The 14,177-nt window shown below is 38.4% G+C and carries 10 protein-coding genes and 1 riboswitch; all 10 genes read left to right on the forward strand.

Annotation, left to right across the window (positions count from 1 at the left end; translation table 11 throughout):
• The first annotated feature begins 161 nt into the window (after positions 1 to 161).
• Positions 162 to 247: riboswitch (cyclic di-GMP riboswitch) on the forward strand.
• An 84-nt stretch (positions 248 to 331) separates the two neighbouring features.
• The 10 genes from AC3WTJ_RS10835 (at position 332) to AC3WTJ_RS10880 (ending at position 13,863) form a co-directional block, all read left to right on the forward strand.
• Positions 332 to 1,036 (forward strand): response regulator transcription factor, encoded by a 705-nt coding sequence (locus tag AC3WTJ_RS10835; RefSeq protein ID WP_048744021.1) that lies wholly within the window; start codon positions 332 to 334, stop codon positions 1,034 to 1,036.
• A gap of 444 nt (positions 1,037 to 1,480) precedes the next feature.
• A complete protein-coding gene (locus AC3WTJ_RS10840) occupies positions 1,481 to 1,942 on the forward strand; it encodes a hypothetical protein (RefSeq protein WP_021877427.1) in 462 nt (153 codons plus the stop codon).
• A 1,017-nt stretch (positions 1,943 to 2,959) separates the two neighbouring features.
• A complete protein-coding gene (locus tag AC3WTJ_RS10845; RefSeq protein ID WP_048744023.1) occupies positions 2,960 to 3,379 on the forward strand; it encodes a sigma factor-like helix-turn-helix DNA-binding protein in 420 nt (139 codons plus the stop codon).
• Between the two features lie 119 nt (positions 3,380 to 3,498).
• Entirely contained in the window at positions 3,499 to 3,906 is a 408-nt protein-coding gene (locus AC3WTJ_RS10850) for a DUF6075 family protein (RefSeq protein WP_021877429.1), read from the forward strand.
• A gap of 28 nt (positions 3,907 to 3,934) precedes the next feature.
• The gene (locus tag AC3WTJ_RS10855; RefSeq protein ID WP_021877430.1) at positions 3,935 to 5,944 is read left to right on the forward strand and encodes a C40 family peptidase; all 2,010 of its coding nucleotides are present in this window, start codon (positions 3,935 to 3,937) and stop codon (positions 5,942 to 5,944) included.
• A 393-nt stretch (positions 5,945 to 6,337) separates the two neighbouring features.
• A complete protein-coding gene (locus AC3WTJ_RS10860; protein ID WP_153783395.1) occupies positions 6,338 to 7,450 on the forward strand; it encodes an ABC-three component system protein in 1,113 nt (370 codons plus the stop codon).
• Positions 7,447 to 7,950 carry an ABC-three component system middle component 2 gene (locus AC3WTJ_RS10865; RefSeq protein ID WP_069202419.1) on the forward strand — a complete coding sequence of 168 codons (504 nt, stop codon included), beginning with the start codon at positions 7,447 to 7,449 and terminating at the stop codon, positions 7,948 to 7,950. Before AC3WTJ_RS10860 ends, AC3WTJ_RS10865 begins: the two co-directional genes overlap by 4 nt.
• Positions 7,950 to 9,848 (forward strand): SMC family protein, encoded by a 1,899-nt coding sequence (locus tag AC3WTJ_RS10870; RefSeq protein ID WP_048744030.1) that lies wholly within the window; start codon positions 7,950 to 7,952, stop codon positions 9,846 to 9,848. The genes AC3WTJ_RS10865 and AC3WTJ_RS10870 overlap by 1 nt, the downstream gene beginning before the upstream one ends.
• A 17-nt stretch (positions 9,849 to 9,865) precedes the next feature.
• Complete coding sequence (locus AC3WTJ_RS10875) at positions 9,866 to 12,958, forward strand: sacsin N-terminal ATP-binding-like domain-containing protein (protein WP_198156122.1); 3,093 nt, start codon at positions 9,866 to 9,868, stop codon at positions 12,956 to 12,958.
• A complete protein-coding gene (locus tag AC3WTJ_RS10880) occupies positions 12,955 to 13,863 on the forward strand; it encodes an AlbA family DNA-binding domain-containing protein (protein WP_021877435.1) in 909 nt (302 codons plus the stop codon). Before AC3WTJ_RS10875 ends, AC3WTJ_RS10880 begins: the two co-directional genes overlap by 4 nt.
• The last annotated feature ends 314 nt before the right edge of the window (positions 13,864 to 14,177 follow it).

Raw genomic sequence — 14,177 nt, forward strand, 5'->3', positions numbered from 1 at the left:
TTTGCTTAGCGTATATTTTCGTTAAAATGTTGGCGAGACCCCCGAAAGAAGAAGTGGGTTGCGCTATGTTCGAACATACGTTACTAAGGTTGACACCAAGCAAACTTTTTGGCATCTATTGAAATATGGTAAAATAAATTAATTCAATATGTCGAATAGACTAGGAAAAAAGGCAAACCTGATCGAAAGACAGGGACGCAAAGCCACGGGTCTTCTGCACTAGTGCAATGATCGCCGGGTTACCCTCTCAAACCACACCAAGATGACAAGCAGGCACGCCAGTGAGAGGGCGTGTCTTTTTGTCATTTGAAAATAAAAGAGGTGATCGATTATGAACAAACAAACAAGCTTTTCTGTAGAGATAAAAGATATGATCCGTAGGAACGGGAGTATCAAAGTATTACTGGCGGATGGTGACCTAGCTTGGCAACAGCGACTCGCTATGTTGCTTGAATCCGAGCCAGATATTTATTTATCTAACATCGTTTCGACAAAAGAGGAAGCGATTCGAGCGAGTGTACAATTAGACGTAGACGTAATGATCTTGGAAATGATTTTGAATTCGCCCAAACGAGACGGGCTGGACGCCGCAGCGGAGATTCTCAGAAATAAAGAGTTACCGATTATTGTCCTTTCTTCGATACATGATCCGGAAGTCATGGTCGATGCAGTTGTTGCCGGAGCGGTCAATTATATTACAAAGTCCAACTATATGGACATACCGGTTGCGATCAGAGAAGCTCACCGACGTCAGTCCTCTCTCCATGCGGATGTCGCGACGATAATCCGTAGTGAGATCGAGCTTATAAAGCGAAAAGAATTGCATTGCATGCTCACACCTACGGAAAAAGAAATTTTGCAACTCATAGGCTTGGGCTATCGACAGACAATTATCAGAGAATTACTTGGCATTACTTCGAACACCCTAAAATCGCACGTTCGGCATATCACTCGTAAATTCGACACCCGATCCATTCGAGAAGCTGCTGAGAAGGCGAAACGAAGAGGTCTGTATGATCAGCACTATGCTACGTGAGTTAATGGGACTGAAATTGAAACAAGCTTTGGGAAAATTCGGGGATTTTCGACAAAATTATCATGACAGAGGGTGACAAAAAGATCACCCTCCCCATTCGAACTAATAATAGGTAAAATGAAGGGGTAATCTAAGGGAAAATAGGAATATTATCCCGTACCAAAGGAGGTGGAGAGAAAAAAGATGAATGCTGGAGATTGTTGTCGTGAATCGGAGTCTGAAGTAAATCAAAATGGGACAGGCTCTCGTAAAATGAAGAGGATGGTGCCTTTAACTTACGTAATTATGCGGCTGTCCCCAATATAACAATGAAGGGATGATCGTCATGGATCAATTAGAAACGGAGCGTGAATTATGTTTATTAACATGGATTGATTTGCACTTCATTCAGCAGTTTTGCGGAAGGAGAGTTGTAGTATTTCTTGGAATTGGGGAGGGTGTTTGATGAATCTTACTCAACAGTCCATCCCCTATGAAAAAGTTGAAGCATGGCTTATGTCCTATAGTGATTGGAAAGCAAGGTTGGAATATGCGCAGGCAGAGCTTAAGCATATTCCGGGATTAACGAGGGCTTTGCATGAGTGGGTGAATCATGGCAATGGAAGAAAACAAGAACCATTGTTGCGTACGGTCATTCATCGGATAGAGATCACTGAACATGAAATCCCGTTGCTATTATCGAGAATCGGATTGATCGATTACGCTTTCTCGGCTCTCACCACAGAGGAAATTTTGTTCGTTCGTCTACGATATTTGGATAAACTGGCGCTTTCGGTCATTATAGATCGCATTGCACTTTCCCGCCGCGCGTTCTTTTATCATCGGAAGCGAATTCTGCATAAAGTATATCGAAAAATCAAAGATCGGGCGGTCCTGTTGGAACTGGATTCCTTTGGAGAAGACTGATCATATCATTACTTCAGAAGATGCACATACGCATCTTCTATTTTTATGGTTCGTGAATTGAAGAATATCACCTCAATCCCCCATCTTTTCAAACAGGCTCTAGGGTCTACCCCCATTTTTAGCAGTCAGTTCAATCTCTCCGAGTACGATTAACTCCTCACCAAGAGATGAGATGCCGTGAATCTTTCTTGCACCGAACATGCACCGAACGCTGCACTAGATTTGCTCTTGTTTTGCACGAATTGTGCACCCGATATGCACGATTTTCCTGATACGATGATAGTATAGCAAGCTTAAGGGCAGCCTACAAGATCATCGGCTGTCCTTTATGTTTGTGAAGCAAGGATTGACGAAACGGGCATAACTTGTTCCATGGTTTCGTCATGTTTCCGCATTAAGTCGTACAATCATACCGATGAAAGGAGGGCGATGATGCGGTTCCTATTAATCTGTTTTTTTAGAAATAGGTAGAAATGCATCCTGAACTGGATACATCTGTATTTATGCTATGCGCATTACTTTGCATTCCAGCCATTGAGCGCCGCTTCATTTTTTGCTGTGATGATCAGCAAAAAGAAGCGAAGCGCTCTTTTTTATTTTCTGATTGAAACCCAAAAGAAGGTAGCTATTACAGTGACGAGTGCTGAAGGCATGTGATACGGGACAGTCAAAAAGGAGCGTTTGAACTAAAACGTAGGACAACACCATCATAAAACAGACTGGCTATTCCTCTCGCAATGGTGTTGCCATGTGAGGAGGGAAATTGATATTATGTGCCCCACGTTGCATGCAATGTCAAACCACGATCCTTTTATGTGTTTTTACTATTCGTATGGCTCATAACGCCTCAACGATGGATATTACTATCAGACTTGGCTGCAAATCAGCATTGGATTGCTGAGCGGCAAGGTCTTTTTTATTTATGTAACAAAATCAACAATCGTTTTAAAGGGAGCGTTGGCTGTCGCTCTCCCCCTCCATTTTGGTTTGCCCACAAACCAAAATGGAGGGACGAATATGAAAAGGATTAATTTGCGGGACATGTATCCCTTTATCAAAACGGATGTATGGATCGACTTAGATGATGAAGTGGCACAAGAAATCCGCCGTTTCGACTTAAACGAAAGTGCATATAAATTGCGCACCTATCGTCATCGCGCTTATTACTCGCTTGATCGGAACGACGGTATAGAACAAGATGTTCTTTTCCTTTCGATTTCCCCGGAGGAATATTACGAGCGTAAGCTTTCCAATGAGCAGCTTTATGCGGCTATGTGTCGATTGCCGGAAAAATCGTTCAGACGAATTTATGCTCACTTCTTCTTAGACATGAGCAAAGTAGCGATTGCCCAAGCTGAGCAAGTTGATGAACGGGCAGTACGAAAATCTATTGAACGCGGCTTAAAACAAATGGCGCAGTTTCTCAAAAAAATGTGATTGCGGTAGGTCAAAGGGTCCGATTTTCTTGCCAAAATGAACAGATAGGTAAAGAGCTTTATGTAGGCGGCGGCTGGTTATAACCAGCCGCTCATTTTCCATGAGGGGGGCAGGTAACAATGAATCCGATTCGATTTCGAGATGCTGAACACGAAAGTTTCTACTATCGGATGCTTGATGAAAGGAAATGCAGCGACGGCTATCATCGGGCACTTTTCTACACATTAGGTATTTCCCGCGATACTCGGAGTCATATCCGCGATTTGTTTGATTTTTCTAATGGGGGCATTAAGCCCGGAGGTCTCGCAGCCTCGTGGCAAACCGGTAGTTCTATCCGCGTGTGCAGGCTTGCTTTTAATCTGTGGAATGGCTGGACGGAAAAAGGTGGGGAACGCTACTCTACTCCCCACGAATTATTCGATTGCAGCTACGCTCCCTATTTTTTTGAAGCGATTCAACTTCGTTATCCGGATTATTGCCGAAGCCAGGAGAAGAATTTCAAGCGGCTGAACGAACAAGTTCGCTGAATGTCAACTAGTTAAGGGAGTGGAATAGATGAAGGATATTAAAACGAGGACTGTTGTGAAAGACATTAAACGTTTGGACAAACTGCCAAACTTGATGGATCGTGTAAAACATTCGAGCGCACGCACAAAACAGCATAAAGACAATGACAAGACGATTTCACAATCTCCAAATGAATATGCGCAGCACCATTCTGCATCGGCCATAGATAAAACGGTACGTTTTCAAATTGGTATGGGCGTGGTTGCTAGCAAAAGATTGATAAGGCTCATTCAAAAAAGGCGGGCAAAGTCAGAAGGGGATACGGTATCGATACAGAACCCCGCTGCTATAATTACTAAGCCTTCAGGTACACGTCAATTGCGACTTGCCCGTAGGTTGCATCTCCGCAAGCCGGTAGATGGGAAATATCTCTTGTCAGCTAACCATCAATCAAGAAAACAACGCTTTATACGGAGCCGGGTCAATGCCCGGCTTTTGCATCCTCTTCGCAAAAATAGCTTTACTAACCGAATTCTAAATCGGGAAGGTAGAGATCAAGAACCGGCCGGGAAAAAAGGAGCATTAGCCGCCGCGGCATCTCATTCAGCAAATGTACGCGTGAATCGTCCAAAAGCGCTAACGTCCGTAAGCATGAGGAAGCGGCATTTCAGGCCACCGTCATCCCGAATCCCCTTCGCTATATCAAAGCAAGCAAGCCATACGATCAAACGTAAAGAAAGGAAATTTAAGACATTATCGCCATTTATAAAAACGGGACAACGGCTAGGACAGGCTAAAAGCCACTCTGATTATCAAGCGGAAGGAAAAATGAATAGCGCCAGGACAGCGCAGCGGACTGCACAGATGGCGATGACTGCCCGCCGCTCCATTCAAAGGGCACAAGCTGCAGCGCGATTAAATCTTCGGATCATTAAAATGGTAGTAAAAGCAGCCGCTTTGCTTGTCAAAGGAGTAGCCGCGCTTTTGGGAATCAGTAGTTCCGTTATTGTATTATTGTGCATTGTTATGGCAATAGCTGCTGTCATTTCCTCGCCTTTCAGTATCTTTGTATCCGGCGAAAATACGGATGCCGATGTAAAGCCGCTTTCCCGAATCGTTCAAGAGCTGGACATTGAGTATGCCGACCGACTGGCAGAAATACAGCAGTCCTCTGGCCGTGTAGACCGGGTGGAGTTTCATTATCCCGGCAGCGCGGATAACACGCGAATAGATAATTGGATGGATATTATAGCCGTTTTTGCCGTGAAGACTGTCATGGATTCAGAAAACGGAATGGATGTAGCAACACTTGATGCAACAAGGATCGGGATCATCCAATCGGTGTTTTGGGACATGAATCAACTGGAATCCCGTATTGAAACGATCGAACATACGGAAACCGTTCCGGTAGAGCATGAAGATGGGAGTACCAGCGAAGAGACGACTACCAGTTATGAACACATTTTGCATATTACCGTTTCGAGCAAAACTGCGGAGCAACAAGCTGACTCCTACCACTTTACTAATGAACAGATGGACATCATGAGAGAAATGATGTCTGGGGAGTTTCGGCCACTCATGTTTGAGATGCTCGGTAAAGAAACGGATGTCGGCTTGACGCCGGGACAGCTTGCGGATATAGGGCAGCATTTGCCCGAGGGAGAAATAGGCAGTGAAGTCGTCAAATTGGCGCTAACTCGTTTAGGTGATCCGTACAGTCAACCGAAGGCCGGACAGGATGACTTTACAGATTGTAGCTATCTCGTTCAGTGGGTTTATCGACAGCTACGCATTAACCTGCCGCGAACCGCAGCGGAACAAGCAAGATTTTGCGTAGAAAATGGCCTGACAGTAAGCGCGGCAGACCTGGTTCCTGGCGATCTTGTATTTTGGAGCTATGAGCGAAATGGTAGGTTTATGGATATTACCCACGTTGGAATTTATGCGGGGGATGGCAAAGTTGTAGATGCTTCCTCAAGCCGGGGACAAGTAGTGTACCGCAATCTGTTTGATTCGGACAAGCAAGTGTTGTTTGGCAGACCTCATATTCAGGGGTAGAACTTTCGTATTTCAGTGGAGCAAAAGGAATCCTATTTTTGGTGGAATAACGTTCTGGTTCAATTGTATCCTGTATCCCAGTGGAGTAATAGGGCTTTCCCGAACAAGCTAGCCTCCGCTGAAAACAATCATCTGGTAAAACATTCAGGTTGCTCGGTTATCAAGATGGAAGACACCTTTCGGTCAGGCAGTGGTAGCTCGATACTCTCACATTGCCATACAAAGCGGTGTTTTTCTATTTTGCAATTGGACTATCTAACCGCCAATAACCTACCAACAAAAAGGATCAAAGTCGATTTTCGCCCTGCGGAAGTTGAGTTAATGACCAGCATTTTTGCGGAAAAGGGAGGAAATGCTTGGAAAATGTAGAATATCCTAATGAAGTAGCATTTCTTGTTGAAAGGTGATTATATGGAAACTACTCTAAGTGAATTAAAACCATTCAAATTACCGCAAAAGCCGGATAATTACGATATTCTTTTTGGGTTGCCTATCCCCCCTATAGATAGATTACGAACATTTTCAGCAGATCAATTTGAGGATATGATTTGTGAATGGGTCGATGGATATTTGAAAAAAGAGTATACATCTGTGTATCGCTCAGGCTCGGCAGGTGATAAGGGAAGGGATATAGTTGCATTTGTAAATAATGATTCCCCGAATCATGTCTGGGATAATTATCAATGTAAGCATTATGACCATCCGCTTTATCCAAGTGATGTATGGTTAGAATTGGGGAAACTATGCTACTACACGTTTATTAAAGAATATACAATTCCAAGAAAGTACTATTTGATTTCTTCTTGTGGTTTGGGAACTTCTTTATCAGAATTAATCGAGTATCCGACTCGTCTGAATGCTGGATTAATCTCAGCTTGGGAAGATAAATGCAAGAGAAAGATTACGAATGTAAGTGAAGTTTCTTTAACTAATGAGTTGCTGGAATATATCCAAAAGTTTGACTTTTCAATAATAAATCACTGTCCTCCTCAGAAATTGATAGAACAGTACAGCAGCACACCTTTTTATAAATATCGTTTTGGTGGTGGGTTAAATAAGCCTAGACCTCAGTCGGAGGCCCCAGGGCCTTCAATAAAACCGGAAGAAGTAAGATATGTTTCACAACTATTTGAAGCATATTCAGATCACCTTGGAAAAAAGATTGCTGGTGTTGAGGAGTTGAAAAGCTACAGCTCGCTGCATCGACATTTTAATAGACAGCGGGAAGACTATTATAAAGCAGAATCACTTAGAAGATTTGCTAGAGATGAGTTGCCTTATGACGAGCCCTTTGAAAAGTTGCAGGATGAAATTTATAGAGGAGTAATAGACACTGCAGAGGATACTCATGCTGACGGCTTTGTATGTGTTAAGGAAACAATAAAAGAAGCTAGAAAATTGGAGATTACAAGCAATGTACTAATTAGCTACATTGATGGAAGTGATAGAAGTGGAATTTGCCATCAACTGGCGAACAATGACATTCTGAACTGGGTGAGAAAATGAACGAGGTAAAATTAAGTAGAGAAACCTACCTATTCAATACTCCATTAGAAACTGGACTTCGATGCTTAGTGATTTTAGCAGGATTAGAAAATAAAGCTATAGATATTCAAAGGTTGATTTATTTGGATTATCTATTAACACATTATGGTGATGTTGAGCCAGAATTTGAGAGTCTGCATCCTTCAACACCATCTCGATCTGGTGAAATACTGATAAAGCGAGATTTAGTAAGCCAAGGGCTTCACTTAATGATTAGCAAAAAGCTTATTAACATCGAATATGGAAAAAGCGGAATTTTGTATGGAGCAACACCTTACTCTAAAGCGTTTCTTCAACATTTTGAGTCTAACTATATGCTACGGCTTCTGGATGTGAATAAATTACTGATCGACAAATTCTCTAATTATACTGATGTGGAACTCAAAAATTTTATAATGAAAAATATTGATCGCTGGGGTGGAGAATTTGTAAAAGAAGCTTTCGTAAGGGGGGACAACTAATGAATACAGAGGGTTTTTTTATTTCGGAAATCCGACTTACAGGAAAAAATAAGAGAAATGCTAGTATCGTACTCAAAAAAGGGCTTAATGTTATCTCAGGTGCTTCTGATACTGGGAAGACTTACATATTTCAATTAATAAACTATATGTTTGGTGGTAAAGATGAACCAAAAGAAATAGATGAAAGTATTGGGTATTCAACTATTTTTATTGAACTTGAGAAATACGAAGGAGAAAGCTATACATTAAAGCGTGAAATTGGTGATTCATCAATTTTTGTCTATGAGTCAAAAATTGATGATATTTCATTTCTGCAGAATTGTGTGAAACTGAAAGCTAAGCATGATAAGGATGACAAGGACAATATATCAACATTTCTCTTATCCTTAACGGGAATCAAAGATATGCTTTTAAGGAAAAATGCAAGAGGAACCAAAGTATCTTTTTCTTTTAGAAATCTTGTTGCTCTAATGATGCTTAATGAGGAAAAAATTATATCAGAGGAAGTGCCTATTTTTTCAGGTATACCCTCTAATAAAACGACTGAACAGTCTGCATTTAAGACTATTCTAACAGGCGTAGACGATAATCATGGAGAAGAGATAGAAGACCCTAAGATATACAGAACCCGACTCGAAGGAAAGTTGGAGTTTGTAAGCTCTTTGTTGCAGAAATTGAAAATGGAATTGAAAGAAAAAGGCGCACAAATTCAGGACTATGATGCCAATGAACTAACAAAAGAGATTGAGAAATTAATGAGTACATTATCAAATAATAGCAAAGAAATTAATCTTAGGATGGGACAAAAGAAAGAAATATGGATTCAAGAACAAGAAATAAAATCAAGAATTTTAATGCTTGAAGAACTATTAGAAAGATTCAGATTGCTTGAAAAAAGCTATCTTTCTGATTTAGATCGACTTCAATTTCTTATTGAAGGGGATCACTATATCTCACAATTATTTGATTCAAATTGCCCTGTTTGCAATAATCCTTTCAACTCAAAAACTACTGAGCATAATCATGATTTTTACTTAGAGGATTTACAAATTGCGTGTTCTGAGGAAAGTAATAAAATTAACGCTCAGCTAATTGATCTTAGAGAAACATTAACAAATCTACAAAATGAGAATAAAGAAAACAATGAAAAAGTTAAACTTTTAAGTCAACGAATTAAGGAAATTGAGGTCATTATTCAGCGTGAATTAAAGCCAGTTGCAGTATTAACGAAAGAAAGAATGGATACTTTGTTGAACATAAAAAAGATTTTTCAAGAAATTGAACTTAATGAACGTCGTATTGCTGAGTATCAAACTAGCCAGTTAGATATTATGAGGGAGTTGTCTAAAAAGAATCAGAAGATGAAATTCGTTAATGAAATAACAACAGAAATTTATGATGATTTTGCTACAGAAGTGAAAGAGTTACTTGCTGGATGGAACTACCCTGATTTAACAAGTGTAAGCATAGATTATGATGATCAGGAGTTAATTGTTTCAGGTAAGAAAAGAAAAAATCATGGAAAAGGTTATCGGGCAATATTAAATGCTGCTTTTGTTATTGCTATTATGAAATATACAAGAAGTATTGGACTCAAGCATCCTGGGCTGATTATTTTAGATTCTCCGTTAACTACTTACAAAGAAAGACTCAATCAAACAACACTAAGCAGTAGTGAAGAAGATATATCGTTAGACATGAAGCAAGCCTTTTTCAAAAATTTATCTAAACTTCGAAATGATGTTCAGGTAATCATTTTTGAAAATATAGACCCTATTAAAGAAGTACAGGATAACATGAACTATATTCACTTTAGCAAAGTAATTGGTGTGGGGAGATATGGTTTTATTCCGGTTGACAATATTTCTGAATCAGTGAGCAATAATCCAATTGAATAGTTGAAGGTGATAGTGAAATGATGGAGTTTTCGCAGAAAATACGTAATTTACGAAATAAAGCCCAAGAGACACAAGCTGCAAATAAAATAATTGATATGCTGACTGAGTTAAAATTGAAGAATGATGAGACAACCTCTTATAGATGGATCTGGGAACTTATACAAAATGCGAAAGACGTTGTTAACACAAGTGGGATGGTTGACATAATTATAAACTTTGACGAAGGCAATAAGACTGTTGAATTCAAACATAATGGTAAACTGTTCTCGACAGAAAATATTGTTTTTCTTATAGAACAAGTGTCAACAAAAGATCGCACAATAACTAATGAAAAAAATAAGAAGACTACTGGGAAATTTGGAACAGGCTTTTTAACTACTCACTTGCTTTCAGAAAAAGTTAGGGTTTCTGGATATCTGCAGGATGCTGGTGAATCACCATGTTCTTTTAATGTTATTTTAGACCGATCTGGTATGGATCAGCAATCAATAATTAGTGCCATACAAGAAAGTTGTTCGCAGTTAGATAAGAATACTACCATAACTACTGACAAAACAATAAATGACGAAGATTTCAATACTTGCTTCACCTATGTTTTGGACGAATCTGGAGTGTCAACAGCAAAGAAAGGTCTGAAGAATCTGCTTATTGCTGCACCTTACGTATTTGCATTTGTTCCAGAGATAGGTTCAATCACAGTAACAAGCGGTCAATATATACAAAAAATTAGCCGCGGCAGAATGATTGAAACTGAGCTTGAAGATGCGAGTGTGACAAATGTTGTAATTGCAACAAAGGGGATGACAAAAGATAGATATATTTTTGTTTTGGGAACGAATGACTTATCTGTTGCAGTAGAAGTCGAACAGCAAGCAGGTAACAATTTTACAACAAAGTACGATACTCAATTACCCAAAATATTTTGCGACTTTCCTCTCTTAGGAACAAATGATTTTTCATTTCCTGTTGTAGTAAACAGTCCTAAGTTTAATCCAACAGAACCACGAAACGGAATACATTTAACGGATAAAGTACATAAACAAATAGCTGAAAATAAGCAAATATTAATGGAAGCTTCACTATTTTATGTTAAGATAGTGGACTACTTTTTAGAAAAAGAATATGAGGGAATCTACAACATTACTAAAATCCCTGAACAGCCTGCAAAGGATTGGCTATCTAAAGAGTGGTTTGAGCAAGAAATAATTAATAAACTAAAGTCTCATATCATAGAAATTCCTCTCATTTCTACACATAATGCTGGCAAAATGCCTCTTATAGATGAATGGGGCGGTACAGGTGTATTCATTCCAAAAGATTTAGATGAAACTCTCAGGGCAAAAGTATGGACACTATCAAGCAAACTCATTCCCCATATGATTACAAAGCGTGAAGAATTAGAGTGTTGGTACAATTCTTTATGGGAAGAATGCCGAAATTACGGTTTATTAGATTTAATTAACCGAGTAGAAGCATTTGAAAATATTAGTGAGTTATCAAAACATCTTAATGGTAATGTAACTGACTGGCTAAATGAATTATTAGCATTATTCTATTCTAATGAATATTTGTATACCAACAACCTTGGCAGAAGCCCACGTATTTTGCCAAATCAATACGGTGAATTTCGTACTTTAGATGAGGTATCACTTGATTGCGGTATTGATGAAATTTATAAAGACATATCTACTGTATTAAATTTCGATTTTAAAATTGAATTATTGGATAGAGAAATTAATAGTGAGTTCCTTGCTAATTTAAAAAAACTCACGTTAGATGATGTTTTCTCAGAGATTCTAAAAAAATTGCATAGATCACATCCTTCAGCAGAAGACTTTTATAAGAGCATTATTTCTCTTCAAGCTAAACAGAATAGCGAACAAAATGACTTTTTAGATCTTGTTTATGAATTACAAGGTAAAGATGCCTGGATAAGGAATAGTGTATCGAAACATTCACAAGAGCTATTAAAATTGGCATTGAAATTCTGGAGGGAAAAAATAACCAAGGACATAAGCTCCTATGAAAGTATAAGAATCTTTGCCTCTAGTTTTAATTTTGCCAGTGAGCATGAGGCGATGATGTGGGTGTCAAATTTCGTTCGAATTTTGGTGAAATATGAGCAAGATGGTTTATTGGATCGGATTGCTATATTGCCTGATCAATATGGAAATTTCAAAATGAGAGCAGAATTATCACTGGATTCAGGTGAAATTGATGAAATCCTTAAAGATGCATCTAAATATGCTGGATATGATGTACGTAAAACATTGTTATCAAAAGACATTATTTTAGATCTGCCTGAAAATAGAACTGTCTACCTAGAGAATATTTCCGAGAAAATCACACAGTATGTGAAAGAAAATAAAAACAGCATTGGGCACAACGATATTGATGTAAAAGAAGTATTTAATAAAACGTATCTTTGGCTTAGAGAAAATTTGGCTAATGAAAAGGTAAAAAAGTGCTTCAAAGAATTATCAACTAATTTACATTGGTTTTATAATGATAATGATATTGCTGAAAATATGTCGAAAATTGAAGAATACAACGACATATTAGAGAAATATGGTGTTTCTGGAGTGCAAGAATTAGAGCAGATATTATCTCGCTCAAATGTTGAAAGTAGTTCTAGTAAAACGGTGGAGATTTCAATGGAAATTCTTGCACAATGGGGTATTTCAACTGAAGAAGATTTAAATCGTGCTCTGGCAAATAATGTGTTTGGCCCAGAATTTATTCATGATTCTAAACGCAATTCAGAATTATTCAGCTATGTCCAAGATATTCTTGAGCGCTCCAAGAATAAAATCCTTGAATTTTTAGATAAGAAAAAATCGGAATATGACGTTTCAGATCCAATCAGAATTAGTAATACTATCTTCGTAATAAAAAAACACGGTACTGAAATATATTTAATTACTCGACCGTCTGATTATGGTCAAATAATATTATATTATGATACTGAGTTGGATATGCTTGACTATGAAAAGGATTGTGAATTATGGGTTGAAGATGATAAGAGCGAGCCGCAAAAAATTACATTTGGGAAAATATTAAAGCTGACTGGTGTTAACAAGATTCCACTTAGGAGCATAAGAGAAAAATGATTGACATTAATGAAGTAAAGCAATTACTACAATCCCCTGATTCAAAAAATCTTATTTGTAGAAACGTAGAATTCAGACCGCAAAATTTGGCTTTGTTTATTGCTGCTCTGTCAAACATGACAGAGGGGTATGGCTACATTGTAATCGGGGTAAGCAAAAATACAGATAATTACTCTATTAATGGAATAAGTAATGGGTTCATATTAGATGAACCTATTAAACGGGCACTCAGTTTGTTAGCTGAGCAACCAATAATAGAATTTGGTACACTTAGTATTGAAGGTAAAAATATTTATGCAATAAAAGTGATAAATATTACAAACGAGATTTTCTTCAAGCCTCCACAAAATACAGAGTCACTAACCGATTTATTTATTCGTGATCTTTACTTGGCTTGCATCAAACTTCAAGCACGTAAGCTTTACGTTAGCACTACAGAAGATGAGCGTAATGACTTTATTACAGATTTACTGGAGACAAACGGATATCGCATAAAAGACCAAACTCGACGCGGAAGTTCTGCTAGTGGTAAATCATCTGGCGAAATTGATATTTTTGTTGAAAACGATAGAATGCCTTTTACTATTATTGAAGCCCTTAATTTGGATAGCTTAAATACTAATTATCTTGATGTTCATCTTGACAAGATATATTCTTACGATACAACAGGAAATGCATTCAATGTATGTTTGTCATATGTTAAAGTTAAAGATTTTGGGTCTTTTTGGGATAGGTATTGCAACTACGTTAAAACACGTGAATATCCAGTAATGCTTGTCTCTTCTGATACAAATGCTGATAAAGATTATTCATACTCTGATATAAGATTCATGACAACTACGCATAATCGTTCAGGTAAAAATACACGGCTTTATCATATGTGCGTAAAAATACAAGAATCGTAGTTACTTAGTGAAAAGTTCTTATATAAGAATCGTCAACTAGGGAAACAACCTAATCAAGCGATTGTATTAGGCTTCTTACACAAGAAAGGTATTTAATTTCTTGCTCCGCTATAATTTGTCGATGGTAGTGGAGCAGGGCTGATTCGAGTATCGTTCTCTCCGAGTTCTCTCAAACGTGCAATTTCAGTCACTTTTTGATGAATTTACGAGACGCCTTGTGGCACTAGGGAAGGGTGGCGTGAAACGCCGAAACCCCTTGATTTTATAGGCTTTTCGTGGTTTTTTGGTTCCTCTAAAGGAACATAGCTTCCGCT

The organism is Paenibacillus sp. FW101-FHT12H11, from assembly GCF_058790355.1.

What these genes read in the sequence shown, in the direction of transcription:
- AC3WTJ_RS10835 (WP_048744021.1), top strand. Translation starts at nt 332, where the DNA reads ATGAACAAACAAACAAGCTTTTCTGTAGAGATAAAAGATATGATCCGT.
- AC3WTJ_RS10840 (WP_021877427.1), top strand. Translation starts at nt 1,481, where the DNA reads ATGAATCTTACTCAACAGTCCATCCCCTATGAAAAAGTTGAAGCATGG.
- AC3WTJ_RS10845 (WP_048744023.1), top strand. Translation starts at nt 2,960, where the DNA reads ATGAAAAGGATTAATTTGCGGGACATGTATCCCTTTATCAAAACGGAT.
- AC3WTJ_RS10850 (WP_021877429.1), top strand. Translation starts at nt 3,499, where the DNA reads ATGAATCCGATTCGATTTCGAGATGCTGAACACGAAAGTTTCTACTAT.
- AC3WTJ_RS10855 (WP_021877430.1), top strand. Translation starts at nt 3,935, where the DNA reads ATGAAGGATATTAAAACGAGGACTGTTGTGAAAGACATTAAACGTTTG.
- AC3WTJ_RS10865 (WP_069202419.1), top strand. Translation starts at nt 7,447, where the DNA reads ATGAACGAGGTAAAATTAAGTAGAGAAACCTACCTATTCAATACTCCA.
- AC3WTJ_RS10870 (WP_048744030.1), top strand. Translation starts at nt 7,950, where the DNA reads ATGAATACAGAGGGTTTTTTTATTTCGGAAATCCGACTTACAGGAAAA.
- AC3WTJ_RS10875 (WP_198156122.1), top strand. Translation starts at nt 9,866, where the DNA reads ATGATGGAGTTTTCGCAGAAAATACGTAATTTACGAAATAAAGCCCAA.
- AC3WTJ_RS10880 (WP_021877435.1), top strand. Translation starts at nt 12,955, where the DNA reads ATGATTGACATTAATGAAGTAAAGCAATTACTACAATCCCCTGATTCA.